A 26217-nucleotide genomic window follows, 5' to 3' on the forward strand; every position below is an offset into this window, starting at 1 on the left:
GCAGCAGGAGGTAACACAGCATGCTCGTCGATCTCTCCGGCAAGACCGCCCTCGTCACCGGATCGACCCAGGGAATCGGGGCGGCCATCGCGGTCGGCCTGGCCAAGGCCGGTGCCCGGGTGGCCGTCAACGGACGGTCCGCCGCCTCCGTCGACAAGGCCGTCGATCGGCTGAAGGGGGAGCACGGCGCCGCCGAATTCCTCCGGGCACCCGGTGACATCTCCACCGACGAGGGCGCCGCCCAGGTCTTCGCGGCCGTTCCTCAGGTGGACGTCCTCGTCAACAACCTCGGCGTCTTCGGCGCCGAGCCCGCCCTCGACATCAGCGACGACGAATGGCGCCGCTACTTCGAGGTCAACGTACTGACCGCCGTCCGCATGATCCGTCACTATCTGCCGGGGATGAAGGACCGCTCCTGGGGGCGGATCCAGAACATCGCCAGCGACTCGGCACTCGTCACCCCCGCCGAGATGATCCACTACGGCATGTCGAAGACCGCGCTCCTCGCGGTCTCCCGGGGCTTCGCGAAGGAAGCCGCCGGATCGGGTGTGACCGTCAACTCCGTGATCGCGGGCCCCACGCACACCGGTGGCGTGGAGGACTTCGTGTACGAGCTGGTCGACTCCGACCTGCCCTGGGACGAGGCGCAGCGGGAGTTCATGGTCAAGCACCGCCCGCAGTCCCTGATCCAGCGGCTCATCGAGCCGGAGGAGATCGCGCACATGGTGGTCTACCTCAGCTCCCCGCTGGCCTCCGCCACGACGGGCGGCGCGATCCGCGTCGACGGTGGTTACGTGGACTCGATCGTCCCGTAGCATCCCGTGGCCATGACCACCGCCACCGTGCCCCGCACCGGATCACTGCTCGGCATCGACATCGGGACGTCATCGTCCAAGGGCGTCCTCGTGCGCCCCGATGGCACGCTCATCGCCCAGGCGCGGCGCGAGCACGCGACGTCCACTCCGCACCCCGGCTGGTTCGAGCACGACGCGGAGGGTGTCTGGTGGGCCGACTTCCGTGCTCTGGCACGGGAGTTGATGGCCCAGCTGCCCACGGGTGACACCCTCGCCGCGGTCGGCGTCAGCGGCATCGGCCCCTGCCTGCTCCCGGTCGACGCGAAGGGCACGCCGGTCCGCCCGGCCATCCTGTACGGCGTCGACACCCGGGCCGGCGCGGAGATCGCCGAGCTGAACGAGCGCTATGGCCCCGACGAGATCATCCGCCGCTGCGGCTCGCCCCTGACCAGCCAGGCGGTCGGCCCCAAGCTCGCCTGGCTGCGCCGCCACGAACCAGCGGCCTATAGGGCTACCCGCCGCTGGTACATGGCGAGTTCATATCTCGTACACCGTCTCACCGGCCGATACGTCCTCGACCACCACTCGGCGAGCCAGTGCACCCCGCTGTACGACCTGGCCGCCCGTCAGTGGATGGACGACCGCTGCGAGGAGATCGCCCCGGGGCTGGCATGGCCCGAGCTGGTCTGGCCCTCCGATGTCGTCGGCGCCGTGACCCCGCGGGCCGAGGACCTCACCGGCCTCCCCGCGGGCACCCCCGTCATCGCGGGCACGGTCGACGCCTGGGCGGAGGCGGCCGGTGTCGGTGTCGCCGCCCCCGGTGACCTGATGCTCATGTACGGCACGACGATGTTCCTGGTCGGCATCCTGCCGGAGCCGCTGACAAGCCCGCACCTGTGGGGCACGGCGGGCGCGTTTCCGGACACGTACTGCCTGGCGGCCGGCATGGCGACCTCGGGCGCGGTCACCGGCTGGCTGCGTGACCTCACCCGCACCTCGTACGAGCGACTGACCGCGGAGGCCGGGGCGTTGCCGCCCGGCGCCGAGGGGCTGCTGATGCTGCCGTACTTCGCGGGGGAGCGCACCCCGCTCTTCGACCCCGACGCGCGGGGCCTGGTCCACGGCCTGACGCTGCGGCACGGCCGGGCCCATCTCTACCGGGCCGCCCTGGAAGCCACCGCGTACGGCGTGCGGCACAATCTCGCCGCCATGACCGAGGCGGGCGCCACCGCCGAACGCCTGGTCGCGGTCGGCGGTGGCGCCCGTGCGCTGTGGACCCGGATCGTCTCCGACGTGACCGGACGCGAGCAGCATCTGCCGCGCCACACCATCGGTGCCGCGTACGGTGACGCCTTCCTCGCGGCGGTCGGCGCGGGGCTCGCCGGGCCCGGTGACATCGCGCACTGGAACCCGACGGTCGAGGTGGTCGCGCCGGACGCCACCACCTCGGCCGTCTATGACCCGCTCTACGAGCTCTACCTGGAGCTGTATCCGGCGACCCGCGAGGCCGCGCACCAACTGGCGCGCCTCAACTAGCGTGACGGGTCTAGTCGTTGGTGGTCACGTGCACGTAGTCGACGACGAGCTGTTGCGGGAAGCTCGTGCTGCCGTCCGGGTCGCCCGGCCAGTAGCCGCCGACCGCGAGGTTGAGGATCAGGAAGAACGGCTTGTCGAAGACCCACTGCTTGCCGCCGAGGTCGGCGGGGGTGCGGGTCTGGTAGACGTTGCCGTCCACGGACCACGTGACCTTGTTCGGTGACCAGTCGACCGCGAAGGTGTGGAACTTGTCCGCGAACGCCTCGCCGCCGGGCAGGGTGTAGCCGGCGCCGATCGCGCCCGATCCCGAGTAGCCGGGGCCGTGCAGGGTGCCGTGGACCGTGCTCGGCTCGAAGCCGACGTTCTCCATCACGTCGATCTCGCCGCTCTGGGGCCAGCCCACGTTGCCGATGTCGGCGCCGAGCATCCAGAACGCGGGCCACATGCCCTGCCCCCGCGGCACCTTCATCCGGGCCTCGACGTGGCCGTAGGTCTGGGTGAACTTGCCGGAGGTGTTGAGCCGTGCCGATGTGTACTCGCAACGGCCGTACCAGCACTGGTAGTTCTCGGGGTTCTCCTTGCGGGCGGTGATGACCAGATTGCCCTGGCCGTCGAGGGCCGCGTTCTTGTTGCCGGAGGTGTAGAACTGCCGCTCGTGGTTGTTGACGTTGTCGCCGGTCTCGATCTGCCACTTGCCGCCGTCGACCGCCGAGCCCGCGGGCCCGTTGAAGTCGTCGGTGAAGGTGGCGGCCGCGGCGGCATTGGCGGTGGGGGTGGGGGCCGCCGACGCTCCGGAGGGGAGTCCGGTGAGGGCCGTGGCACAACAGGCCAGGGCGGCGGTGGTGAGCGCCGCACGGCGGCGCCAAGAGGTGTGCACTGTCATCACATCGCTTCACGTGGGGGTGGCGAGAGAGTGGGGGGCTCAGACGTGCGTGTGGGTGTAGGTAGAGCATGCGCATGACAAACGACGTCGAGAACTGAACGCGGCGAGCGATCAACTCCTGCGCTTTGTTCAGTACTTGATTTAAGGCAGACTCGCGGGCCCCGTCAAGGAGTTGGTGTGTACCAACCTCAGCGGTCCCCGCCGGTCGCCCGCGCCAGATACGGTGCCGTCCGGCTGCCCTTGGCCGTAGCCACCGCACCGGGCGGCCCCGAAGCGACCACGCGGCCGCCCTCGTCGCCGCCGCCGGGGCCCAGGTCGATCACCCAGTCCGCGCCGGCCACCACCGCCATGTCGTGCTCGACGACCACCACCGAGTGGCCCGCGTCGACCAAGCCGTGCAGCTGGCGCATCAGGACCTCCACGTCGGCCGGATGCAGCCCGGTCGTCGGCTCGTCCAGGAGATAGAGCGTGTGGCCGCGCCGGACGCGCTGCAACTCGCTCGCCAGCTTGATGCGTTGGGCCTCGCCACCCGAGAGCTCCGTCGCGGGCTGCCCGAGGCGCAGATAGCCGAGACCCACGTCGAGGAGGGTCCGCAGGCTGCGGGCCACGGCCGGGGTGTCCGCGAAGAACTCCGCGGCCGCCTCCACCGTCAGGTCGAGCACCTGCGCGATGTTCCGTCCCTGGTACGTCACTTCGAGGGTCGCGGGGTTGTAGCGCGCACCCCCGCAGTCGGGGCACGGCGCGTACGTACTGGGCAGGAAGAGCAGCTCCACGCTCACGAACCCCTCGCCCTGACAGGTCTCGCAGCGCCCGCCCGCGACGTTGAACGAGAAGCGGCCGACGCCGTAACCCCGCGTGCGTGCCGCCTCCGTGGCCGCGAAGACCTTGCGCACCACGTCGAAGAGGCCTGTGTAGGTGGCCAGGTTCGAGCGGGGCGTGCGGCCGATCGGCTTCTGGTCCACGCACACCAGACGGCCCACGCCCTCCAGTTCCTCGGTGATTGCGCCGACGAGCGTGGACTTGCCCGAGCCGGATACGCCGGTGACCGCGGTGAAGGCGCCGAGTGGGAACTCGGCCGTCACGTCGCGCAGGTTGTGCCGGGTGACGGGACCGACCTTCAGCCAGCCGCGCGGCTCGCGCACCGCACGGGCCGCGGCGGGCTCGCGGTCGAAGAGGAAACGGGCCGTCGCGGACTGCGTGACGCCCTCCAGATCGGCCACCGGGCCGCTGTGCAGCACCTGCCCGCCGTGCTCGCCGGCGTCGGGGCCCACGTCGACGAGCCAGTCGGCGTGGCGCATGACATCGAGATGGTGCTCCACGACGAAGACCGAGTTGCCCGCGGCCTTGAGCCGGTCGAGGACGGTGAGCAGCGATTCCGTGTCCGCCGGGTGCAGACCGGCCGACGGTTCGTCCAGGACGTACACGACGCCGAAGAGCCCCGAGCGCAACTGGGTCGCCAGACGCAGACGTTGGAGTTCGCCCGGGGAGAGGGTGGGCGTGGCGCGGTCCGGGCTCAGATAGCCGAGGCCGAGCTCGGTGATCGTGGCGATGCGGGCGAGGAGATCGGCGGCCAGGACGCGGGCCGCCTCCGAACCCGCCTCGCGCTGAAGGGACGTGGCCAGCTCCGAGAGGGGGAGCGCGGCGAGGTCGGCGATCGTACGGCCCGCGAACGTGACCGCCATCGCCTCCGGGCGCAACCTGCTGCCGCCGCACGCCGGGCAGTCGGCGCTCTCCAGGAACCGCTCGGCCTTGGCACGCAGGGTCTGGCTCTTGGAGTCCGAGAAGGTCTTCATCACATAGCGCTGGGCGCTCATGTACGTGCCCTGGTACGGGCGTTGGATGCGGTCCGCGTCCCGCACAGGGTGCACGGTCACCACCGGCTGCTCGTCCGTGAACAGGATCCAGTCCCGGTCCGCCTGCGGCAGCTCGCGCCAGGGCCTGTCGACGTCGTGGCCCAGGGCATCCAGCACATCGCGGAGGTTCTTGCCCTGCCAGGCACCGGGCCAGGCCGCGATGGCGCCCTCGCGGATGGAGAGCGAGGGGTCGGGGACCAGGAGCTCCTCGGTCGTGCGGTGCACGCGGCCGAGGCCATGGCACTCGGGGCAGGCCCCGGCGGCGGTGTTGGGCGAGAAAGCGTCCGAGTCCAGCCGCTCGGCGCCCTCGGGGTAGGTGCCGGCGCGCGAGAACAGCATGCGCAGAGAGTTCGAGAGGTTCGTGACCGTGCCCACCGAGGAGCGGGACGTGGGCGCCGAGCGCCGCTGCTGGAGCGAGACCGCCGGGGGCAGCCCGGTGATCTCACCGACCTTCGGCGCCCCCACCTGGTGGATCAGCCGTCTGGCGTACGGGGCGACGGACTCGAAGTAGCGGCGCTGGGCCTCCGCGTAGATCGTCCCGAAGGCGAGCGACGACTTCCCCGAGCCGGACACCCCGGTGAAGACCGCGAGGACGTCACGCGGGACGTCCACGTCGACGTTCCGCAGATTGTGCTCGCGGGCACCCCGGACGCGTACGAACGGATCATGGGGGCTGTGCATGGGGGCTCCGTACGCGGCTCGGGGGCAAACCCCACGATTCTAGGTCCTGGCCAGGCCCGCGACCCGGGCCAGGCGCCGGAAGGAGTCGAGCAGGCCCTCCCGGTCGTACGTACTGGTCGTGACCAGCACTTCCTGCGCCCCGCTCTCCTTGATCAACGTCTCCAGCTCGTCGGCCACCTGGTCCTCCGTGCCGTGGAGGTGGCCGACGAGACCGGCTTCGTAGAATCCGCGCTCCTTCTCCGTCATCCGCATCTCCGGCGCCTCGACGCGCTCGGCCGGGGGGAGGGGCGGGAAGGTGCCGTGCGTGCGCGAGTAGGCCATCGACCAGGCTTCCGGTATCAGCAGGCGGCGGGCCTCCTCGGGCGTCCCGGCGACGGCGATCGTGCCCGAGACGATCACGTACGGTTCGCTCGACCAGACGGAGGGGCGGAACGACGCGCGGTAGTGGTCGATGCCGCGGAGCATCTTCTCGCGGCTCCGGATGTCGCCGATGACCATCGGCAGCCCGGCCCGCGCCGCGATGGTGGCGCCCTCGCCGATGGCCAGGACGAACGGCGGGACGGTCATGCCCTCGGAGGGGCGGGCGTGCGCTCCGGTGTCCGACGTGCCGCGGAACCAGCCGAGGAGCTCGGTGAGCTGCACCGCGAAGTCGTCGGCGTCGTTCTTGTCCCGGCCGAGCGCCTTGCGCACCCCGTCGGTGAACCCCACTGATCGGCCGAGCCCCATGTCGATGCGCCCGGGAAAGAGCGCTTCGAGGACCCCGAACTGCTCGGCGACGACCAGGGGTTGGTGGTTCGGCAGCATCACGCCGCCCGTGCCGACCCGGATGGTGCGCGTCGCGGCGGCCACGGCGGCGGCGAGGACGGTCGGCGCCGAGCCGGCGACGCCCGGCACCGCGTGGTGCTCCGACACCCACAGACGGTGGTACCCGAGCTCCTCGAGTTCCTGGGCCAGGCGCACGGTGTCACGCAGGGCCTGGCGGCCGTCGTGCCCCTCGCGGGTGCGGGAACGGTCGAGGACGGAGAAGCGGGTGGATCCGATCACTGAGGTCACGCCAGGTTCAACGCCTGAGCGGCGCCGGGATTCCCGGCCCGGGGTCGGGGGTGGAGTCAGGGCGGGGGCCGGGGCCAGGGCCAGGACCGGGGTCGGCGCGAGGCCGGCGCGGGGTCTGCCTACGCTGGGTGCGTGACGGACGACAGTAGGCCACTGGCCGTATTCGACCTGGACAACACGCTAGCGGACACCGCGCACCGCCAGCGCTTCCTGGAGCGCAGGCCGAAGGACTGGGCGGCCTTCTTCGCGGCGGCCCCGGACGACCCGCCGCTGGAGCGTGGCGTGGCTCTCGCCCTGGAGAGCGCGCGGGAGTGCGAGGTCGTCTACCTCACCGGCAGGCCCGAGCGGTGCCGCGAGGACACCGTGGCGTGGCTGGCGGCGCAGGGGCTGCCCGAGGGGCGGATCTGGATGCGCCGCAACGACGACCGGCGGCCCGCCCGCCGCACCAAGCTGGAGATCCTGCGGCGGATCTCCGCGTCCCGTGAGGTCCGGATGCTGGTGGACGACGACGAGCTGGTGTGCGACGAGGCCGAGCGGGCGGGCTTCAAGGTCGTACGGGCGCGCTGGGCGAGCACGTCCGCCGCGCTGAAGGACGCTCAGGAGCGTGAGGGACGGACGTGACCGCTCAGTGCCGGGCTACAGGGCCCCGAGGTGGGCTCGAAGGGCGAGTCAGGCGCTGTCGCCGTCCTCGAGGCGGAACCCGACCTTGAGGCCCACCTGGTAGTGCTCGATCTCGCCGTTCTCGATGTGGCCGCGCACCTGGGTCACCTCGAACCAGTCCAGCGAACGCAGCGTCTGCGAGGCGCGGGCGATGCCGTTGCGGATGGCCTGGTCGACTCCCTCGTGCGAGGTGCCGACGATCTCGGTGACCCGATAGGTGTGGTCGGACATGAGGCTGTTCCTCTCCGCCGTGTGGTGACCGCACAGTTGTGGGGTGACGTCACTCCACCGTGCCCCACCGCGCGCAGGTGCGCGAGGCGGTGAGCGTGGGGCGCACCGGAAAATTCGATCCCGGTGCCGTTCCCCCTTGACCGGCCCATTGGTACAGACCAAAATCCAGCCGTACCCGTTCGAGCCATCAGCTCACCCCCCGCGTCGGGCGACCTTCCCCTGTCCGCAGGAAGAAAGTGACCCACGTGAAACCGCACCGCCGCGCCGTCATGTCCTTGTCCCTCGTCATCGCCGCCACCTCCCTGCTCCCCGGTTGCGGCGTCCTGCCGGGCGGGGGAGACGAGAAGCGGACGGTCACCGTGTGGCTCATGCGTGGCAGCGCGTCGGCGGACTTCATCAAGCGGTTCACCACGGACTTCGAGAAGCGGAACGGCGACATCGACCTGGAGGTACGCCTCCAGGAGTGGACCGGCATCGGCGGCAAGGTCAAGGCCGCGCTCAAGACCGACGAGGGACCCGACGTCATCGAGGTCGGCAACACCCAGGTCGCCCAGTACGTCGACGAGGGCGGGCTCTACGACCTCACCCTGGAGTCCGCACGCGACCTCGGCATGAAGGAATGGCTGCCCGGCCTGGCCGAGCCCGGTCGCTACAACGGCAGCCAGTACGGCATCCCCTGGTACGCCGCCAACCGCGTCGTCATCTACAACAAGGACCTCTTCGCGCGGGCCGGGATCGAGCAGCCGCCCAAGACACGCGAGCAGTGGATCGCCGACACGGAGCGGCTCGACTCCGGCGGCGACCAGGGGATCTATCTCGCGGGGCAGGACTGGTACACCCTGGCAGGCTTCATCTGGGACGAGGGCGGTGAACTCGCCACGGAGGCCGAGGGCTCGCGAGGCGTGTGGGAGGGCAGTCTGCACGCTCCCGCGGCGCTGCGGGGCATGGACTTCTACCGCCGGCTGCAGGCCCTGGGCGAGGGACCCCGTGACGCGGACGAGGAGCATCCGCCGCAGGCCGGGGTGTTCGCCAAGGGGGACGTGGCGCAGATCGTCGCCGTGCCCGGCACCGCGCGGGCCATCGAGGAGGCGAACCCCGAACTGAAGGGCAAACTCGGCTACTTCCCGATCCCCGGCAAGACAGCGGCGAAGCCGGGAGCCGTCTTCACGGGCGGATCCGACCTCGTGGTGCGCGAGAAGACGGACGACCGCGCGGGCGCGGTCGCCGTCATCAAAGCACTCGCGGGCAAGAAGTGGCAGACGGACCTCGCCCGGACGATGAACTACGTGCCGAACAAGACGACCCTTGCCTCCGCCGTCTCGGGCGAGGAAGGTGTCGCCGCGATGGCCGCGGGAGCCGCCCGGGGCCGGGCGACACCGGCCTCGCCGAAGTGGGCCGCGGTGGAGGCGGACAACCCGATCAAGGAGTACATGTCGAAGGTGCTCGCCGGGGGCGACCCGGCGACGGAGGCGAAGGCGGCCTCGCGCCGGATCACCCGGGAGCTCGACGTCAGCGCGCCCTGAGGGCCACCGCCCCCGGGCCCGATCCCCTACGCGGCCACACTCAGCGACAGCGCGAAGCGCGCCCTCTCGTCCGTCCACCAGTGGGTCAGCTTCAGGTCCGACGACGCCAGTTCCGCACGCACACCCTCCTCGCGGAACTTCGCCGAGATCTCGGTGCGCATCTCCTCATGGCGTTCGAAGTCGACCGCCAGGTCGAGTGCCGGGATCTTCACCGTCTGGGCGGCCAGGGAGCGCAGCCGCATCTCGATCCACTCGTGCTCGCTGTCCCAGACGGCCACGTGGGAGAACGCGTCGGGATCGAAGTCCGCGCCGAGCTCGCGGTTGATGACGGTCAGGACGTTCTTGTTGAAGGAGGCCGTGACGCCCGACCCGTCGTCGTACGCCGAGACGAGCACCGACTCGTCCTTCACCAGGTCCGTGCCGAGCAGCAGCGCGTCACCGGGGGAGAGCAGCGTGCGCACCGACGCCAGGAACGCCGAGCGCTCCGCGGGCAGCAGGTTGCCGATCGTGCCACCGAGGAAGGCGACGAGCCGCGGGCCCGGGGTGCCCGGCAGGGCGAGACCGCGGGTGAAGTCGGCGATCAGGGCGTGCACGTTGAGGGAGGGACGCGAGGCGATCAGGGTGTTCGCGGCGCCGGTGAGCGCGCTCTCGCTCACGTCCACCGGGACGTACGTGTGCAGCCCGGGGAGGGCGTCGATCAGGTGGCGGGTCTTCTCCGAGGAGCCCGAGCCGAGCTCGATCAGCGTGCGCGCGCCCGTCGCCCCGGCGATCTCCGCGGCGCGGGTCTGCAGGATCTCGCGCTCGGCGCGCGTCGGGTAGTACTCAGGGAGCGTGGTGATCTCGTCGAAGAGGGCGCTGCCCCGCGCGTCGTAGAACCACTTGGGCGGCAGCGTCTTGGGGGTGCGGGTGAGGCCGTGCAGGACGTCGGCGCGCAGAGCGGCGTCGGTGGCGTCGAGCGGCAGGGTGCGGGTCAGCTGGAACGGGCTCACGCGGTGGGCTCCTTGAGCGGGGTCAGCAGGACATCGGTACGGCTCGCGGCGAGCAGGGTGTGGTCGGGCACCTGACGCCAGTGCGGATCGTCGTCGTGGGGCTCGGAGGCCACGACGGTGCGGCGGCCCGGCTCGGACAGATACCAGAGGGTGTCGCCCCAGGCGGTCGCCGCGATCGTCTCGCCGTTGGTGAGCAGGAGGTTGAGGCGTGATCCGGGGGCCGCCTCGGCGACCTCGGCGACGGTGTCCGCGAGGGCCTGGCCCTCGTCGTCGCCGCTGCGAAGACGGTGCAGGACGAGCGCCCACACCAGTGCGGAGTCGCAGCGTGCCTCCATGGACAGGAGGTCGGCGGGCGGCAGGAGTCGGGACACCTGGGCCAGCGAGTGGGGCCAGCCGGTGACCGCGCCGTTGTGGCTGAACAGCCAGGTCCCGGCGGCGAACGGCGCCGCCGCCGCTTCCCCGTCCGCGCCCGCCTCGGTCGCGTCGCGCACCGCGGCCAGCACGGCGCCGGAGCGGACGACCCGGGCGAGGTCCGCGAAGGACTGGTCGCCCCAGATCGGCCCGGAGCGGCGGTAGCGCGCGGGCACCGGATCGCCGCCGGCGTACCAGCCGACGCCGAAGCCGTCGGCGTTGACCGTGCCGTAGCGCTGGTGACGGGGCGCCCACGACTGCCGGAACAAGCTGTGCACAGGGTCGACGAGGAGCTTGCCGAGAGGTTCGTGCGGGCCCAGGAAGGCCAGGTGACGGCACATCAGGAAGCCTCCGCAGGGCCCGCGTCACGGGCGGTGCGGAACCCGGAGAAGATCTGCCGCCGGATCGGGTGGTCCCAGTTGCGGAACGTGCCCCGGCAGGCCACCTCGTCCACGGAGAACGCCCCGCCGCGCAGCACCTTGTAGTCGCCGCCGAAGAAGACGTCCGAGTACTCGCGGTACGGGAAGGGGGCGAACCCCGGGTAGGGAAGGAAGTCGCTGGAGGTCCACTCCCACACGTCACCGATCAACTGCCGTACGCCGAGCGGGGATTCGCCGGCCGGATAGCTGCCGGCGGGGGCCGGGCGCAGATGGCGCTGGCCCAGGTTCGCGCGCTCGGGCGTGGGGTCCGCGTCGCCCCACGGGTAGCGCATCGAGCGATCGGTCGCCGGGTCGTGCCGGGCGGCCTTCTCCCACTCCTCCTCGCTGGGCAGCCGCCGCCCTGCCCATCGGGCGTAGGCGTCCGCTTCGTACCAACTGACGTGCAGCACCGGCTCGTCGGGCGGCACGGCCTCGACCGTCCCGAAGTGGCGGCGCAGCCACTGACCGCCCTCGCGGCGCCAGAACAGCGGCGCCGAGAGTCCGTTGCCGCGGACCATGTCCCAGCCCGCGGGGGCCCACCACCGCTGTTCCTCATAGCCGCCGTCGGCGATGAAGCGCTGGTAGTCGGCGTTGGTCACCGGCGTGGTGTCGATGAAGAACGGCGGCACGAGGCGGTGGTGCGCCGGACGTTCGTTGTCGAGTGCCCATGGCTCGGTGGAGGTGCCCATCGTGAACGGGCCGCCCGGTACGAGGACTTCGGCCGGGCCACGGAACAGCGGCGCGGGGGCCGGATCCGGCGCCGTCAGTACCGCGGGTCCCGAGCGGAGCTGATGGGTGATCAGCATCGTCTCGTCGTGCTGCTGTTCGTGCTGAGCGATCATGCCGAAGGCGAAGCCCGCGTCGGTCAGCGGCGAACCGCGAAACGGCGTGCTCTCCAGCACGTCGATCGCGCGCCCGCGCACCTCGGCCGCGTAGCCACGGGCCTCGGCGGGCGAGAGCAGCGGCAGGCTCGGTCGCTCGGAGCGTGGGTGCTCGAAGGCGTCGTACAGGCCGTCGATCTCGGGCCGCATGGCGTCACGGCCCGCCACCGCCCGCAGCAGCCACATCTCCTCCTGGTTGCCGATGTGCGCCAGGTCCCAGACCAGGGGTGACATCAACGGCGAGTGCTGCGCGGTGAGTTCGGGTTCCTCGACGCACGTGGTGAGGAGCGAGGTGCGGTCCCTGGCGGCGAGCAGCGCCGCCAGGGCGCGCCGGCGAAGCGCATCGGGGTCGCTGACGGTTCCGGTCATCGGAGGATGCCCTTCTCGTGCTCGTGGTCGTAGTGGTGGCCGTCCAGGTGCCCGTCGAGCAGATCGTCCGCAGGGCAGCGGCCCCGCGCGACATACCGCTCGGCGTACGCGGCCACGGCTTCCCGCACCTCGGCGCTCGCGCCCATCCGGGGCAGCGCCTCGGCAGCAGCCGCGAAGCACGCCGCCGCTGCCTCGCGCAGCTCCGGATCGGTGAGTCCCTGCCGCGCGGCGTCCAGCCACAGTGGGCTGCGCGGCGCCGCGGGGGCGCCCGGCGGGCACGCGCGCTCGGCCAGCGGCTTCACCGTGCGGTAGGCGGTCTCGGCGGCCTGCGGGTCGTCGAACAGCGCGCTCGTCACGGCGAGCGGCACGATCCAGCCGCTGTGGCCGGGTTGGGCGTCGACCATCCGCAGCTCCAGATGGCCCCGTGGACGTACCGGTGGGAAGAGGGTGGTCAGGTGGTAGTCGAGGTCGTCGCGGGTCGGTGGGCGCGGCCCGCCCGAGCCGGCCCAGGTGCGGAAGGTGAGCCCCTCCGGGACGGTCCAGGGCGCCTCGTGACCCTCGTCGAGGCCTCGGATGAACATGACCGGCGAGTCCAGGGCGTGCCGCGCCCAGGCCGTCCGCGGTTCGGCCTCCATCGACGGCGCCCCGGAGGTACCCGGGTCGATCGACGCCCACACGGCCTGCCGCGTGGAGCGCCAGCCGGTGGAACGGCCGTCCTGGACGGGCGAGTTGGCGAACGCGGCGACCAGCACGGGGCCGAGCAGATGCGCGAGCCGCCAGCGCCGTCCGTAGCCGAGCGGACCCGGCTCCTCGTGACCCGCGTCCAGGCAGATCTGGACGGACGCCGTGGAGCACATCATGCGGCGGCCCGCGGGGCCGGTGCGGTCGAGGAAGCGCTCCATCGCGTCATAGCGCGGCCGGTGCAGGATGCGGGACGGCGGGCGCCAGGGATCGGCCCCGAGACCGGTGAGCGTCAGATCCAGGGCCGCGAGGCGGTCACGCACGAGGGAGAGATCGGCCGAGACGGCGGATACGCACTCCATGAGCGAGGCGGCGGGGAGCGAGCTGAGCTCCAGCTGGCCGCCTGGTTCGACGGTGATCAGGGAGTGCAGGGGCAGGGCCCGCAGCGCGGCGTAGGCCGCTTCGAGGCGGGCGGGGGACACGGGCAGATGGAGCCGGTCCGGCTCGTGGATCAGCCATTCCAGTTCGACACCGGTGACACGAGGCGGCCCGGTCTTGAAGCAGATGCCGGTGACCAGCGCCTCCGCCTCTGCCTCGGATACCGCGGTGCCGTACTCCGCGCGGTACGTCGTACAGTCGCCCTCGGGCATGCAGGGGTCCTCCTGTCAGGTTCTGCCTGGTCCAGCGGTTTTTGGACCACCCGGTCAACTCGATGTGGGATCGACCGAGTTGGCAGCGCTCGTCCCACCCAAGACCAGGTCGGCCATTCGCACAAGAGTGCCCCTGGGGTTGAGCCGATGCCAGGGAATTCTGTTGCGACGGACGACGCGAAGAGCTCACCATGCGTTCATGTGTGAGACGGGGGACGAGACGGCAGGGATCGGGTCGGGGGAGCGGACATGAGTGCGCGACTGCGTGGCATCGCGCAGCAGACCGAGGCAATCGTGGCGGCAGGGCGGTACGCCGCTCCGGGTGGCCGCGAGGTGCTGATCGCGGATGCGGTGGACGCCGCGCGCTCCGGCACGCGGATGTTCGGTCCGGCGGCCCTCGATGCGACTTCCGTGACTCCTGTGAAGCCGTCCGAGCTGATCCCCACGGTAGTCGAGGTCACGGGTGAGAGCAGCTTGGAGGCCGCGCGCCGCCTGACGGCCCGGGACGGGGGCCCTGTGGCCGTCCTGAACTTCTCCTCCGCGCGCAATCCCGGCGGCGGCTATCTGAACGGCGCCCAGGCGCAGGAGGAGGCCCTGTGCCGGGCCTCGGCGCTGTACGCGTGCGTGCGCTCGGCCCGGGAGTTCTACGACCACCACCGCGCCCACCGCGACCCCTTGTACAGCGACCGGGTGATCCACTCCCCGGCCGTGCCGGTCTTCCGTGACGACCGTGGACAGCTCCTCGACGACGCGTACGCGGTCGGCTTCCTGACCTCGGCGGCGCCGAACGCGGGCGTCGTGCTGCGCCAGACCCCCGAGCGCGCGAAGGAACTTCCCTCCGCCCTGGCCCGGCGCGCGGAGCGGGTCCTGGAGACCGCCGTCGCCTGCGGCTACCGGCGGCTCGTGCTCGGCGCGTGGGGCTGCGGGGTCTTCCAGAACGACCCCGCCCAGGTGGCGGACGCCTTCCGGGTGCTCCTCGACGAAGGGGGCCGCTTCCACGGGTACTTCGAGCACGTCGTCTTCGGGGTGCTCGACCGCACGCGGGGCGCGGTGACGCGGGCCGCCTTCGAGGAGGCGTTCGGCGCGGGGTTCAAGGGCGCGGCTCAGCCCTCCCGCTAGCGGTCAACGCCAGCCGTACCGCTCCTGCAACCGCCGCACGACGAGGTTGAACCGCATCCGGTCGAGCGCGCACGCCTCGCGCCGCATGCCTGCGTCGTGCACCCGCAGCACCCGGTCGATGTCCACCCACGACTCGCGCCCCTCCCGGTCCCACGGCCCGCTGCCGATCGGCACCCACTCGCGATCGTTCGCATGCTGCTTGCTGGAGAGCTGCACGGCGAGCAGCGTGCCGCGCGCCTCTCGGGCCACGACCAGGACGGGACGGTCCTTGCCGCGCCCGTCGTTCTCCTCGTAGGGCACCCACGTCCAGACGATCTCGCCGGGGTCGGGATCACCGTCGTGGGCGGGCGCGTACGTCGTTCGTACCTGGCCGACCTCACGCGGCTCGGCCTCGGTGGTCGCGGTGCGGCCCGTGCGGCCCGGGTGCGCGGACATCTGCGGGTCATCGGTGTTGGCAGTCACGCGGGCCACCGTAGAACCTCTTTGGCCCAACCCGCGGGGCGGGTCCGCCAGATGCCCCGCAGGCTCGCCGTGGCGGACGTCGGCCACCGCTCAGGCGGCCTCGGGCCACTGCTCGTACCACCGCTGGTCCGCCTCCAGTTGGGCGGCAAGGGAGATCAGCAGCGGCTCACCGCCCTCGGGCCCCAGCAGCTGCGCCCCGACCGGGAGGCCGCCGTCCGCTTTGCCCGCGGGCACGTTGACGCCGGGCCAGCCGAGGACGTTCCACGTCCACGCGTAGGGGCAGGCGGCGATCATGGCCTGGTCGGTGCGCCAGCCGCTGAGGGCGGCCATCGTGCCGATCCGGGGCGGGGGAGTGGCGGTGGTGGGCGTGAGGACGACGTCGTACGTCGAGAAGATCGCGCCCACACGGCGGTGCAGGGCGGCCTCGGCGCGACGGGCGAGACGCAGCGGGGCGCCGCCGAGCACGCGCCCCAGACGGGCCGCCTCCTTGGTTCGCGGGTCGAGCAGGTGGGCGTCGGGGATCTCGCGGGCCCAGTCGGTGATGCCCGCAGTGGCACGTGGCACGAAGTCCAGACCGATCTGGCCGTAGCGCGGGTCGGCCTCCTCCACGTCGTGGCCGAGCGCGGCGAGCCGGTCCGCCAGGACGATGACCTTGCGGCGCACCACGGGATGCAGCCGCTTGGGGGTCGCGGTGAACGGCATGCGCAGGGAGAGGGCGATCCGCAGCCGCCCCGGCTCGCGGGTCGCCGCGTCCGTGGCGCTGATGGCCGCCGGTTGGTGCAGGTCACCGCTGTGGTTGCCGCTCGCGGCGTCGAGCAGCAGGGCCGCGTCGGCGACGGTCCTCGCGAGCGGGCCGTTGACGGTGATGCCGTTGAAGGACTCGGGCCAGGGCCACGTCGATATGCGGCCGCGCTGCGGCTTGATCCCGACCAGGTGGGTCCACGCCGCGGGGATGCGCACCGAGCCCGCGCCGTCCGAGCCGAGCGCGGCGGGGACCAGACCGGCGGCGACCGCCGCCGCCGAGCCGCCCGACGAACCGCCAGGGGTGTGCCCGGTGTGCCACGGATTGCGGGTGTCGCCGAAGCCGGGCCCCTCCGTGAAGGGCCACTGACCCAGCTCGCAGGTATTGGTCTTGCCGATGATGACGGCGCCGGCCGCCCGCAGCCGGCGCACCGACTCGGCGTCCTCCTTCTTCGGCGGGAAGTCACCCCGGCAGCCGAACGCGGTCGGCTCGCCCGCGATGTCGGTGTCGTCCTTGACGGCGAGCGGTACGCCGAGCAGTGGACGACCCGCACCGCCGGACGCCAACTCCCGGTCCGCGGCGTCGGCTTCGGCCAGCGCGGCCTCGGCCCGCACCAGCTTGAAGGCGTTCAGCACGGGCTGCGATGCCTCGATCCGCGCCAGCGTCCGCTCCGTGAGGGCGCGTGCGGACACCTCTCCGTCGGCCAGGGCCCGAGCGGTGCGCGCGAGGCCATCGGCACGGTCGACTGTCATGTGGGGGCACCTTTGATCGACGGACAGGTGCACGCACGCTAACCGGCGCGGCGGGAACGCGGTATGTGTCGGAGCGGGAACGCGGTACGTGTGCGGGGCAGTTCACGCCGTCCACGGCAACCGACCGGTACCGATGTGCGGGCCGGGGCCGCGCCGACGCCCGACTGAGAGCGCTTCCGCGCCGTCTGGAAAGATGAGACCTGCCATGGCGCAGATACCGAACAAGACCGCACAGCAGCAGACGCAGCCGTCCACACAACAGCAGACGCAGCAGCAGACGCAACAGGACGCGCAGCCGTCCGCGCAGTACTCCGTGCCGACGAGCGCAGATGTGGCGCGCCTCGCGGGAGTCTCGCGCGCGACCGTCTCGTACGTCCTGAACAACACGAGCGCCGTCCGCATCAGCGAGCCCACCCGCCGCCGCGTACACGCGGCCGCCAAGGAGCTGGGCTACGTCCCGCACGCCGCCGCCCGCAGCCTGCGCGCCGGGCACACCCGTGTGGTCCTGATGCCCACGCCGCAGATCCCGGCGGGCCCGCTCTTCAGCGAGTTCTTCAACGAGCTGCAGTGGGCGCTCAGCAGGTTCGACTACACCGTCGTGCAGTACGGCAGCCTCGGCCTGACCGGCGAGGACGCGGCACGAGCCTGGGCCGAGCTGCGGCCGGTCGCGGTCCTCGCCCCCGACGCCTCGGGGCTGGGCGCACGCGGTGTGAGCGTCCTGAAGCGCTCGGGCGCCAAGGCCGTCTTCACGATCGGCCCGCAGCGGGCCGAGGGCGCCCACGCGCTGCTCATGGACCAGCGTCTGGTGGGGCAGTGCGCCGCCAGACATCTCCTGGAGCGCGGCCGCCGGCACATCGGGGTCGTGATCCCCGAGGAACAGGGCCTCGAGCCCTTCGCCCGCCCGCGCGCCGAAGGCGTCCGCAGCGCCCTCGCACAGCACGGCACCGGCACCACGACGACCGAGCTGCCCCTCGCCTACGACGAGGAGTCCGCTGCCGGGCTCGCGGCGCGCTGGCGCACGCTGGGAGTCGACGGGGTGTTCACGTACAACGACGAGTACGCGATGCTGCTGATGCGGGCGCTGCAGGACGAAGGCATCGCCGTCCCCGAGGGGACGGCGATGATCGGCGCCGACGACTTGATGCTCGGCAGGCTCCTGCGGCCGCGGCTCAGCACGGTCCGCATCGAGCTGCCGTCGGGCCAGAAACTCGCGGAACTCGTCGACCGGGTCGTACGTGACCCGGGCATGCAGCCCGAGGTGCACGACGTGCTCGGTGCGACGGCAGTACACCGCGAGTCGAGCTGACCCCTCTGATTACGGGTCTTTCCCGCTGTTCTCGCTTACTGCTCCTGCGCCTGGGCCTTGGCCTGCTCCTCGGCGACGGACTTGCGGACCTCGTCCATGTCCAGCTGCCTGGCCTGTCCGATGACGTCCTGGAGCGCGGCCTCCGGCAGGGCGCCGGGCTGCGCGAACACGGCCACCTGGTCGCGGACGATCATCAGCGTCGGGATCGACTGGATGCCGAAGGCCTGAGCGAGCTCGGGCTGCGACTCCGTGTCCACCTTGCCGAAGACCATGTCGGGGTTGGCCTCGGCGGCCTTGTCGTAGACGGGCGCGAACGACTTGCACGGACCGCACCAGTCCGCCCAGAAGTCGATCAGGACGAATTCGTTGTCCGTGACCGTCTGGTCGAAGTTCTCCTTGGTGAGCTCCACAGTCGTGCTCATGGTGTTTCCCTCTTCCTGCTGTCAGTCGAAGCCGTAGTGCACAACGGCTCGGGCGGCAGACGTATTCCACGCGCTCACCCGTGCCCGCTGTCGCGCGCGTACCCATGTGGCCACGGCGCACACCTGCGACCACACTGGCTTCCATGACGGATTCGAAGACGTACGACGTAGTGGTCATCGGTGCGGGTCCCGTGGGGGAGAACGTCGCGGACCGGGCCCGTGCGGGCGGCCTGAGCGTGGCGATCGTGGAGAGCGAACTCGTCGGGGGCGAGTGTTCGTACTGGGCGTGCATGCCGAGCAAGGCGCTGCTGCGGCCGGTCATCGCCCGCGCGGACGCCCGCAGGGTGCCCGGACTGCGCCAGTCGGTGCAGGGCCACCTGGACGCGTCCGCGGTCCTGGCGCACCGGGACTACTACACCTCCCACTGGAAGGACGACGGCCAGGTCGGCTGGCTGGAGTCGGTCGGCGTCGACCTCTACCGCGGCCACGGCCGCATCGCGGGCACCCGCCAGGTGACCGTCACGGGCTCCGACGCGACCGAGCAGACCCTCACGGCCCGCCACGCGGTGGCGGTATGCACCGGCACCCGCGCCGCCCTGCCCGATCTGCCGGGCCTCGCCGAGGTGAAGCCGTGGACGAGCCGGGAGGCCACGAGCGCGGATCAGGTGCCGGGCCGTCTCGCGGTGGTCGGCGGCGGTGTCGTCGCCGTGGAGATGGCCACGGCCTGGCAGGCGCTCGGTTCGCAGGTCACGCTGCTGGTGCGCGGTGACGGGCTGCTGCCGCGCATGGAGCCGTTCGCCGGGGAGCTCGTCGCGGGGGCGCTGACGGAGGCGGGCGCGGACGTCCGTACCGGCGTCTCCGTCACGGGTGTGCGCAGGGAGAACGGCACGGTCACCGCGACCCTGAGCGACGGCGCCACCCTCGAGGCCGACGAGATCCTCTTCGCCACGGGCCGTGCGCCGCGCACGGACGACCTGGGCCTGGAGACCATCGGCATGGACCCCGGCTCCTGGCTGCCGGTCGACGAGAGCCTGCGGGTGCAGGGCAGCGACTGGCTCTACGCGGTGGGCGACGCCAACCACCGCGCGCTCCTCACCCACCAGGGCAAGTACCAGGCCCGCATCGCCGGGGCCGCGATCACCGCCCGCGCCCAGGGGGTTCCCCTCCTGGAGACCGACGCCTGGGGCGCGCACTCGGCCACCGCCGACCACGCGGCCGTACCGCAGGTGGTCTTCACCGACCCCGAGGCGGCATCGGCGGGCCTCACCCTCGCGGAGGCGGAATCCGCGGGCCACCGGGTGCGCGCCGTGGACTACGACATGGCGAACGTCGCGGGCGCGGGCCTCTACGCGGACGGCTACGAAGGCCGCGCCCGCATGATCGTCGACCTCGACCGCGAGATCACGCTCGGCGTGACGTTCGTGGGCCCCGGCGTGGGCGAACTCATCCACTCGGCGACGGTGGCGATCGCGGGGGAGGTGCCGATCGAACGCCTGTGGCACGCGGTTCCGGCGTACCCGACGGTGAGTGAGGTGTGGCTGCGGTTGCTGGAGACGTATCGGGGCTAGCGGGGGGCACGCCATTCCGTGGCCGAGAAACCCACCCGGTTCGCCATCTCCGGCGCCGCGCCGCGGATGGACTGGCGGATGGGCGCTCGCGGCTGCTGCGGTGGGCCGCCTGTCCGTTTGCGTGAGGCTGTTGCGAGGGGCTTGGTTGCCGGATCGTCCGAGGTACTGCGGACGGGCCGGCCGGTCGATGGCTGGCTGAGACCGTTGCGGATGGGGCACCTGCCCGGCCGGCCGAGGCCCCGCAGGTGGCCCGGCCGGTAGGTCTCCGCCGAGGCTGGCGCGGCTGGGCCGTTCGTTGCTTTACCTGCGGTCGCCGCGGGCGGCCCCCGCTCACGCGTCCGCGTCCCGCCAAGCCCCCTCCCGCAGCAGTCGCAGCCCGTTGAGGCCCACGACGACCGTGGAGCCCTCGTGGCCGAGTACGCCGAGCGGGAGCGGCAACGTGCCTGCCAGGTCCCATGTGACCAGTACGGCGATGAACGTTCCGGCGATCACCAGGTTCTGGATCACGAGCCCGCGCGCCCGCCGGGACAGGGCGATCACCCTTGGCACCGTGGCCAGTTCGTCCCGCACGATGACGGCGTCGGCCGTCTCCAGGGCGAGGTCGGAACCGGCCCGGCCCATCGCGATGCCGGTGTGGGCCGCGGCGAGGGCGGGCGCGTCGTTGACGCCGTCTCCGATGACGAGGATCTTGCGTCCAGCGCACTCTGCCTCGCGTACCGCCGCGACCTTGTCCTGGGGGAGCAGTCCGGCCCGTACGTCCTCGATGCCGACCTCGGCCGCGACCCGGGCGGCGGCCTGCGCGTTGTCTCCGGTGAGCAGCATGGGGGTCGTACCGGTGAGGGACCGCAGAGCGGTGACGGTGGTCGCGGCGTCCGGGCGCAGGCGGTCGGCGATGCCGAGGACGCCCGCGGGGAACCCGTCGTGCAGCACCAGGACGGCCGTCTGGCCGTCCTCGCCCAACTGCCGTGCGAGGAGTCGGACTTCACGGCTGGCCGCGTCCGCGGGGTCGCCGCTCGGCCCGGTTTCGAGCAGCTGTGCTGGAGCGCCCACCTGGACGTCCGCGCCCCCGACCGTGGCGCTGACCCCCACCCCCGGCGTCGACGCGAAGTGCGTCACCGGGGGAAGGTCCAGGCCGCGTGCCCGCGCCGCGCTCACCACGGCGCGGGCCAGGGGATGTTCGCTGCGGTGCTCGGCCGCCGCCGCGAGCGCGAGGAGTGTGTCGTCGGTCAGACCGCTGCCGGGGAGCGCGTGGACAGTGGTCACCTGCGGCGTCCCCTCGGTCAGGGTGCCCGTCTTGTCGACGGCGACCGCGTCGACCTGCCCCAGACGCTCCATCACGATGGCTGACTTGACCAGGACACCGTGCCGCCCCGCGTTCGCGATCGCCGAGAGGAGCGGCGGCATCGTGGCGAGAACCACCGCGCACGGCGAGGCCACGATCATGAACGTCATCGCTCGCAGCAGGGCCCCGGTCAGGTCGTCACCGAGCGCCTGCGGCACCGCGAACACGGCGAGCGTGGCGACGACCATGCCGAGCGAGTACCGCTGCTCGACCTTCTCGATGAACAGTTGCGTGGGCGCCTTGGTCTCCGACGCTTCCTCGACCATCGCGACGATCCGCGCGATCACCGAGTCCGACGCGTCACGCCCGACCCGCACCCGCAGCGCTCCCGCCCCGTTCAGCGTGCCCGCGAACACGTCGTCCCCGGCCTCCTTGGCAACCGGCATCGGCTCCCCGGTGATCGTCGCCTGATCGACGTCACTGGCACCTTCCAGTACCTCGCCGTCCGCGCCGACCCGCTCGCCGGGCCGTACGAGGATGACGTCGCCGACCATCAACTCGGCCGTGTCGACGCTCTCTTCGCCACCCCCGTCGGCCACCCGCGTGGCCGTGGTGGGCGCGAGGTCGAGCAGGCTGCGCACCGAGTCGGCGGTGCGTGCGGTGGCAAGGGCCTCAAGGGCGCCCGACGTGGCGAAGATGACGATGAGCAGCGCCCCGTCCATCACCTGCCCGATCGAGGCCGCGCCGAGCGCCGCGACGATCATCAGCAGATCCACGTCCAGGGTCTTCGCCCGAAGCGCGCGCAGCCCGGCGAGCGCGGGCTCCCAGCCCCCGGCGACGTACGCGACGGCGTACAGCGCGCCCCACAGCCAGGAGGGCGTCCCGGCCAGCTGGAGCGGCAGCGCGACCAGGAACGCCACCGTGGCCGCCGCCGCCCAGCGCGCCTCGGCGAGCGCGAGGATGCGGGTGCGGCGGCGCGGAGCCGCCGCAGGTCCGGCGGAAGGCCCCTGGTCGGAGCGGTGGAGCAGGGCAGTGGGCATGGCGGAGTAACCCTTCACGGGCTGAGGAACGGCAACGCCCACACCGTACAGGAATGAATGAACAGCTTTTCATGTGTACATGTGTCACCGATAGAATGACGCCATGGGCCACGGAGTCGACGACAGCAGCACCGCCACCACGCGCGAACGCCTGGACACCGTGGGGGCCGCCGACGTCGCCGCCACCCTCCAGGCCCTGGCGACGCCCTCACGGCTGCTGATCCTCGCCCGCCTCCAGGAGGGCCCCTGCGCGGCCGGGGATCTGGCCGATGCGGTCGGCATGGAGCAGTCGGCCTGCTCCCACCAGCTGCGCCTGCTGCGCAACCTCGGCCTGATCACCGGCGAACGCCACGGCCGCTCCGTCGTCTACGCCCTCTACGACCACCACGTCGCCGAACTCCTCGACCAGGCGCTCTTCCACGTCGAGCACCTGCGCCTCGGTCTGCGGGACACACCGCAGTGAGGGGGAGGGAGAGGGAGGGGGAAGGGGAGAGGGGCTACGGCGTGTGGGCCGTGGTGGCGGTCGTGGCCGTCGGCGGTGCGATCGGCGCGTCCGCCCGCTACGGCGCCTCTCTGATCTGGCCGACCGCCCCCGGCACCTTCCCCACGACGATGCTCCTGGTGAACGTCATCGGCTGCGCGGTCATGGGTGTCTTCATGGTGATTCTCACCGAAGCGCGCACGCCGCACCGCCTGTTGCGCCCCTTCTTCGGCACCGGCGTACTCGGCGGCTTCACCACCTTCTCCACGTACGCGGTCGACATCGAGCGCCTGGTGCAGAGCGGACACGCCGGCACGGGCCTGGCCTATCTCGGACTGACGCTGCTCGCGGCCCTCGCGGCGGTGTGGAGCGCGGCGTGGGCGACGCGCCGCGTCGTGGTGTGGAGGCGACCATGACCGGACCGACGGGCACGGCTCCCCTGCGTACGGCCGCCCTGCGCGCGGCCGATGACCTGCCCGGCCGGGGCGAGGTGGACCGGTGAACTGGCTCTGCGTGGTGGCCGGAGCCATGATCGGCGCCCCCTTGCGGTTCCTCACCGACCGTGCCGTGCAGGCCAGGCACGACACGGTCTTCCCGTGGGGCACGTTCGTGGTCAACGTGGCGGGCAGCCTGATACTCGGCGTCCTCACCGGCGCGACCGTCGCGGGCGCCGCCTCCTCCCACACGCAACTGCTCCTCGGCACCGGCCTGTGCGGCGCCCTGACGACGTACTCGACCTTCTCGTACGAGACGCTGCGGCTCTCCGAGGGCGGCGCGAGGTTCTACGCGGCGGTCAATGTCGTGGCCAGTGTGGTCGCGGCGCTCGGCGCGGTGTTCGTGGGTGTCGCGTTGGCGGAGGTGGTGTGGGGGAGTTGAAGCGCCCCCAGGGATGTGCCTCGGCCCCTTGATCAGACCTCGGCGAAGTCCCCAGCGAGGGCCGCTGCCATCCGCAGGTGCGGTGCCGCGTCCGCGTCACGTCCCTGCCGCTCGAGCGTGCGGCCGAGGAGCAGCCTGGCGTACTGCTCGACGGGGTCGAGCTCGATGACCGTACGCAACTCGGCCTCCGCGCGCCGCAGTTGCGCCGAGTGGTAGTAGGCGCGGGCCAGCAGCAGACGCGGGGCGACCTGCTCGGGCACCTCGTCGGCCAGGGTGTCGAGGATGCGCGCCGCCGTGGCGTACTCCTTGGCGTCGAAGAACTGCCGCGCGCGCTCCCAGCGCTCCGCCGCGGTTCCGTGGTCGTAGTACGTCGTGTCCACTGGTGCCTCCTTCGAGCCCTCCAACGGTCACGGGTGGTTGAATATTCCACAACAGCCGTGAATGGATGCGGGGCTTCTCCGAAATGACCGGGGCGCGTGCCTGACGGCCGGTGCCCCACGGGTCTAGGTTGTGCGACATGAGCAATCTTGATCGCGTGGCGGTCCCGTCCCTGTGCGGCGGTCGCGGGTTCGTCGTCGCCGAACCGGTCCGGGAGCTCCTCAGCCCCCGCAAGGTCAAGCTCGGCGAGTCCACCGAGGTCCGCCGCCTGTTGCCCAACCTCGGCCGCCGCATGGTCGGCGCCTGGTGCTTCGTCGACCACTACGGCCCGGACGACATCGCGGACGAGCCCGGCATGCAGGTGGGCCCGCACCCGCACATGGGCCTGCAGACGGTGAGTTGGCTGCACGAGGGCGAGGTCCTGCACCGCGACTCCACGGGCAGCCTCCAGACGATCCGCCCCCGTGAGCTCGGCCTGATGACCTCGGGCCGTGCGATCTCGCACTCCGAGGAAAGTCCCAGGAAGCACGCCCGCCTCCTGCACGGCGCCCAGCTGTGGGTGGCGCTGCCCGACGTCCACCGCAACACCGACCCGCGCTTCGAGCACCACGCGGAGCTGCCCCTGGTCACGGCCCACGGCCTGACGGCGACGCTCATCCTGGGCACGCTCGACGGCTCCACGTCACCCGGCACGACCTACACCCCGATCGTGGGCGCCGACCTCACCCTGACCCGCGACGTGGACGTACGCCTCCCCGTGAACCCCGACTTCGAGTACGCCGTCCTGTGCATGTCCGGCGAGACCCGCGTGGACGGCGTCCCCGTCCTGCCCGGCTCCATGCTGTACTTGGGCTGCGGCCGCACCGAACTGCCGCTGCGCGCCGAGTCGGACGCGACCCTGATGCTGCTCGGCGGCGAGCCGTTCGGGGAGGAACTGATCATGTGGTGGAACTTCATCGGGCGGTCCAACGAGGAGATCGCACGGGCGCGTTCGGACTGGATGAGCGGGACCCGGTTCGGTGAGGTGAAGGGGTATGACGGTGAACCGCTCCCCGCCCCGGAACTGCCGTCAGTGCCGCTGAAACCGCGGGGTCGTGTGCGCTGAGGCACCTGCACGCCCTCGTCCACGATGCCGCGGCCCGGGCCAGGGACTTCCTCCGCGTGGGAATGCCGCTCGAATGCGCCTGGGACGAGGACGCCGTACGTCTAGCCTCGCGTATCCCGCACGCATGCATCCCGGACAGTTTGGCAGGCTTCGGGACATACGTCATGTCCGAGGGGAGATGGGAGCGTTGGCGACGGGGTTGGCCTGGGGTCGCCTCGGCTTCTATGACGTCCCGGGTCCGCACAGTCCAGCGAGGACGCTCGGAGAAAAGCCGCTTGCGAACCCTGTCTGGGGCATGCGGCTAAGAATGGATTGCCAGAGAGATGTTGAGCGATCGTTGCTACGGCACAACGGGTCGGGGCTCACCGACGTCATCCCGTCCAAGTACGCGCTCTACAGCGTCAATCGGATTGCTGAGGAGCATCTCGGAACGCTCAAGTACAAGCTGAAAAACGATCACTACGGCTGGGGCGACAGCCGCTTGATCGTGCCGATCGGCGCGTTGGGCGAGATGCGGCTCGTCATCGACACCCAGACGGGGGATTTCGGGTCCTGGGACATCGAGGAAACGGGCTACTGTTGGTTCGAAAGCCCGGAGTGGGCATCCCTTTCGACCGTGCTCGAAGTCATCGGAAACGCTCTGGCATCCCCGCCTCCGTGGATTACAGTCATGGGTGACGGTGTCGAGCCGCCCGACTGCGCGCCGAGGCAGGCACCAACCCCGACGCACCCGACTTCACCCACCTCGTCGGCGAACTCCTCCTCAAGAGCCCGGACTTCGCCAAGCCGTGGGAACGCTACGACGTCGGCGGACGCAAGAAGCCCCGGAAGACCTTCCACCACCCCCAGGAGGGCGCCCTCACCCTCAGCGGTCCGAGCATGCACCTCGACGACGCTCCGGGCCAGCGCCTGAGCGTGTACGCCGTGGAACCGGGTACCCCGGATCACGACGCCATGCTCCTCCTGGACCTGATCACGGAGCCGGCCGGCCTTGCCCGCTAGACGAGACAGGGCCGCGTGACTGCGATACAGGGCCGCGTGACTGCGGCTGCTGATCGCGCGGCCCAGTG

The 26217-nt window shown here is 71.6% G+C and carries 24 protein-coding genes and 1 pseudogene; 12 read left to right on the forward strand and 13 right to left on the reverse strand.

The features are described from left to right. The first annotated feature begins 20 nt into the window (after nucleotides 1-20). Together ABXJ52_RS33225 and ABXJ52_RS33230 are read left to right on the forward strand one after the other, a co-directional pair. Nucleotides 21-815, forward strand: coding sequence for an SDR family oxidoreductase (locus ABXJ52_RS33225; RefSeq protein WP_367047225.1), 795 nt, complete (start codon nucleotides 21-23; stop codon nucleotides 813-815). A 12-nt stretch (nucleotides 816-827) separates the two neighbouring features. Continuing rightward, on the forward strand, nucleotides 828-2330 hold the full coding sequence (locus tag ABXJ52_RS33230) for an FGGY-family carbohydrate kinase (RefSeq protein WP_367047227.1): 1503 nt from the start codon (nucleotides 828-830) through the stop codon (nucleotides 2328-2330). 10 nt (nucleotides 2331-2340) lie between these two features. On the opposite strand, the gene ABXJ52_RS33235 is transcribed toward ABXJ52_RS33230, so the two are convergent. The 3 genes from ABXJ52_RS33235 to ABXJ52_RS33245 form a co-directional block, all read right to left on the reverse strand. Continuing rightward, nucleotides 2341-3213 carry a glycoside hydrolase family 16 protein gene (locus ABXJ52_RS33235; RefSeq protein ID WP_367047230.1) on the reverse strand — a complete coding sequence of 291 codons (873 nt, stop codon included), beginning with the start codon at nucleotides 3211-3213 and terminating at the stop codon, nucleotides 2341-2343. 188 nt (nucleotides 3214-3401) lie between these two features. Next, nucleotides 3402-5747, reverse strand: a complete 2346-nt coding sequence (locus ABXJ52_RS33240; protein ID WP_367047234.1) for an excinuclease ABC subunit UvrA — start codon at nucleotides 5745-5747, stop codon at nucleotides 3402-3404. Between the two features lie 39 nt (nucleotides 5748-5786). After that, complete coding sequence (locus ABXJ52_RS33245) at nucleotides 5787-6800, reverse strand: LLM class flavin-dependent oxidoreductase (RefSeq protein WP_367047238.1); 1014 nt, start codon at nucleotides 6798-6800, stop codon at nucleotides 5787-5789. Between the two features lie 132 nt (nucleotides 6801-6932). Between ABXJ52_RS33245 and ABXJ52_RS33250 the strand changes: the two genes are divergently transcribed. Then, nucleotides 6933-7421, forward strand: a complete 489-nt coding sequence (locus ABXJ52_RS33250; RefSeq protein ID WP_367047242.1) for a hypothetical protein — start codon at nucleotides 6933-6935, stop codon at nucleotides 7419-7421. Between the two features lie 48 nt (nucleotides 7422-7469). On the opposite strand, the gene ABXJ52_RS33255 is transcribed toward ABXJ52_RS33250, so the two are convergent. Further along, entirely contained in the window at nucleotides 7470-7691 is a 222-nt protein-coding gene (locus ABXJ52_RS33255; RefSeq protein WP_160509111.1) for a dodecin, read from the reverse strand. Between the two features lie 269 nt (nucleotides 7692-7960). Here ABXJ52_RS33255 and ABXJ52_RS33260 point away from each other — a divergent pair, with 269 nt between their 5' ends. Next, a complete protein-coding gene (locus tag ABXJ52_RS33260) occupies nucleotides 7961-9214 on the forward strand; it encodes an extracellular solute-binding protein (protein WP_367049449.1) in 1254 nt (417 codons plus the stop codon). A gap of 26 nt (nucleotides 9215-9240) precedes the next feature. On the opposite strand, the gene egtD is transcribed toward ABXJ52_RS33260, so the two are convergent. Genes egtD through egtA form a run of 4 tightly spaced genes read right to left on the reverse strand, consistent with a single transcriptional unit; the run spans nucleotide 9241 to nucleotide 13614 of the window. Continuing rightward, nucleotides 9241-10203, reverse strand: a complete 963-nt coding sequence (gene egtD, locus ABXJ52_RS33265) for an L-histidine N(alpha)-methyltransferase (protein ID WP_367047244.1) — start codon at nucleotides 10201-10203, stop codon at nucleotides 9241-9243. Continuing rightward, complete coding sequence (gene egtC, locus ABXJ52_RS33270) at nucleotides 10200-10955, reverse strand: ergothioneine biosynthesis protein EgtC (RefSeq protein ID WP_367047246.1); 756 nt, start codon at nucleotides 10953-10955, stop codon at nucleotides 10200-10202. The genes egtD and egtC overlap by 4 nt, the downstream gene beginning before the upstream one ends. Continuing rightward, nucleotides 10955-12283: an ergothioneine biosynthesis protein EgtB gene (gene egtB / locus ABXJ52_RS33275; RefSeq protein ID WP_367047248.1), complete on the reverse strand. Its 1329-nt coding sequence runs from the start codon at nucleotides 12281-12283 to the stop codon at nucleotides 10955-10957. Before egtB ends, egtC begins: the two co-directional genes overlap by 1 nt. Next, nucleotides 12280-13614, reverse strand: a complete 1335-nt coding sequence (gene egtA, locus ABXJ52_RS33280; protein WP_367047250.1) for an ergothioneine biosynthesis glutamate--cysteine ligase EgtA — start codon at nucleotides 13612-13614, stop codon at nucleotides 12280-12282. Before egtA ends, egtB begins: the two co-directional genes overlap by 4 nt. Nucleotides 13615-13863: 249 nt before the next feature. On the opposite strand from egtA, the gene ABXJ52_RS33285 reads away from it, so the two are divergent. Continuing rightward, the gene (locus tag ABXJ52_RS33285) at nucleotides 13864-14733 is read left to right on the forward strand and encodes a TIGR02452 family protein (protein WP_367047253.1); all 870 of its coding nucleotides are present in this window, start codon (nucleotides 13864-13866) and stop codon (nucleotides 14731-14733) included. Nucleotides 14734-14736: 3 nt separating this feature from the next. Here the strand turns inward: ABXJ52_RS33285 and ABXJ52_RS33290 are convergent, their stop codons facing one another. Then, nucleotides 14737-15168, reverse strand: coding sequence for a type II toxin-antitoxin system PemK/MazF family toxin (locus ABXJ52_RS33290; RefSeq protein WP_367049450.1), 432 nt, complete (start codon nucleotides 15166-15168; stop codon nucleotides 14737-14739). Nucleotides 15169-15285: 117 nt separating this feature from the next. Then, complete coding sequence (locus tag ABXJ52_RS33295; RefSeq protein ID WP_367047256.1) at nucleotides 15286-16689, reverse strand: amidase; 1404 nt, start codon at nucleotides 16687-16689, stop codon at nucleotides 15286-15288. A 205-nt stretch (nucleotides 16690-16894) separates the two neighbouring features. Here ABXJ52_RS33295 and ABXJ52_RS33300 point away from each other — a divergent pair, with 205 nt between their 5' ends. Continuing rightward, nucleotides 16895-17995, forward strand: a complete 1101-nt coding sequence (locus ABXJ52_RS33300; RefSeq protein ID WP_367047259.1) for a LacI family DNA-binding transcriptional regulator — start codon at nucleotides 16895-16897, stop codon at nucleotides 17993-17995. A gap of 35 nt (nucleotides 17996-18030) precedes the next feature. Here the strand turns inward: ABXJ52_RS33300 and trxA are convergent, their stop codons facing one another. Next, nucleotides 18031-18417, reverse strand: coding sequence for a thioredoxin (gene trxA, locus ABXJ52_RS33305; protein WP_367047262.1), 387 nt, complete (start codon nucleotides 18415-18417; stop codon nucleotides 18031-18033). Nucleotides 18418-18560: 143 nt separating this feature from the next. Between trxA and ABXJ52_RS33310 the strand changes: the two genes are divergently transcribed. Beyond that, nucleotides 18561-19985: an NAD(P)/FAD-dependent oxidoreductase gene (locus ABXJ52_RS33310; protein WP_367047264.1), complete on the forward strand. Its 1425-nt coding sequence runs from the start codon at nucleotides 18561-18563 to the stop codon at nucleotides 19983-19985. A 330-nt stretch (nucleotides 19986-20315) separates the two neighbouring features. On the opposite strand, the gene ABXJ52_RS33315 is transcribed toward ABXJ52_RS33310, so the two are convergent. Beyond that, on the reverse strand, nucleotides 20316-22307 hold the full coding sequence (locus ABXJ52_RS33315) for a heavy metal translocating P-type ATPase (protein ID WP_367047266.1): 1992 nt from the start codon (nucleotides 22305-22307) through the stop codon (nucleotides 20316-20318). Nucleotides 22308-22410: 103 nt separating this feature from the next. On the opposite strand from ABXJ52_RS33315, the gene ABXJ52_RS33320 reads away from it, so the two are divergent. The 3 genes from ABXJ52_RS33320 to crcB (ABXJ52_RS33330) all read left to right on the forward strand — a co-directional run bounded on the left by ABXJ52_RS33320 (nucleotide 22411) and on the right by crcB (ABXJ52_RS33330) (nucleotide 23664). After that, complete coding sequence (locus ABXJ52_RS33320; RefSeq protein ID WP_367047268.1) at nucleotides 22411-22770, forward strand: metalloregulator ArsR/SmtB family transcription factor; 360 nt, start codon at nucleotides 22411-22413, stop codon at nucleotides 22768-22770. Between the two features lie 50 nt (nucleotides 22771-22820). Next, nucleotides 22821-23204 carry a fluoride efflux transporter CrcB gene (gene crcB, locus ABXJ52_RS33325; protein ID WP_367049451.1) on the forward strand — a complete coding sequence of 128 codons (384 nt, stop codon included), beginning with the start codon at nucleotides 22821-22823 and terminating at the stop codon, nucleotides 23202-23204. An 82-nt stretch (nucleotides 23205-23286) separates the two neighbouring features. Further along, nucleotides 23287-23664 (forward strand): fluoride efflux transporter CrcB, encoded by a 378-nt coding sequence (gene crcB, locus ABXJ52_RS33330; RefSeq protein WP_367047270.1) that lies wholly within the window; start codon nucleotides 23287-23289, stop codon nucleotides 23662-23664. 32 nt (nucleotides 23665-23696) lie between these two features. Here crcB (ABXJ52_RS33330) and ABXJ52_RS33335 read toward each other — a convergent pair whose 3' ends face one another. Next, nucleotides 23697-24044 carry a tetratricopeptide repeat protein gene (locus ABXJ52_RS33335; RefSeq protein WP_367047272.1) on the reverse strand — a complete coding sequence of 116 codons (348 nt, stop codon included), beginning with the start codon at nucleotides 24042-24044 and terminating at the stop codon, nucleotides 23697-23699. 137 nt (nucleotides 24045-24181) lie between these two features. Here ABXJ52_RS33335 and ABXJ52_RS33340 point away from each other — a divergent pair, with 137 nt between their 5' ends. Then, complete coding sequence (locus ABXJ52_RS33340) at nucleotides 24182-25147, forward strand: pirin family protein (RefSeq protein ID WP_367047274.1); 966 nt, start codon at nucleotides 24182-24184, stop codon at nucleotides 25145-25147. A gap of 690 nt (nucleotides 25148-25837) precedes the next feature. Further along, nucleotides 25838-26149, forward strand: a pseudogene (locus ABXJ52_RS33345) (transcriptional regulator); the annotation flags it as partial. Between the last annotated feature and the right edge of the window lie 68 nt (nucleotides 26150-26217).

The sequence above is a fragment of the Streptomyces sp. Je 1-332 genome, assembly GCF_040730185.1.
Taxonomy (GTDB): domain Bacteria; phylum Actinomycetota; class Actinomycetes; order Streptomycetales; family Streptomycetaceae; genus Streptomyces.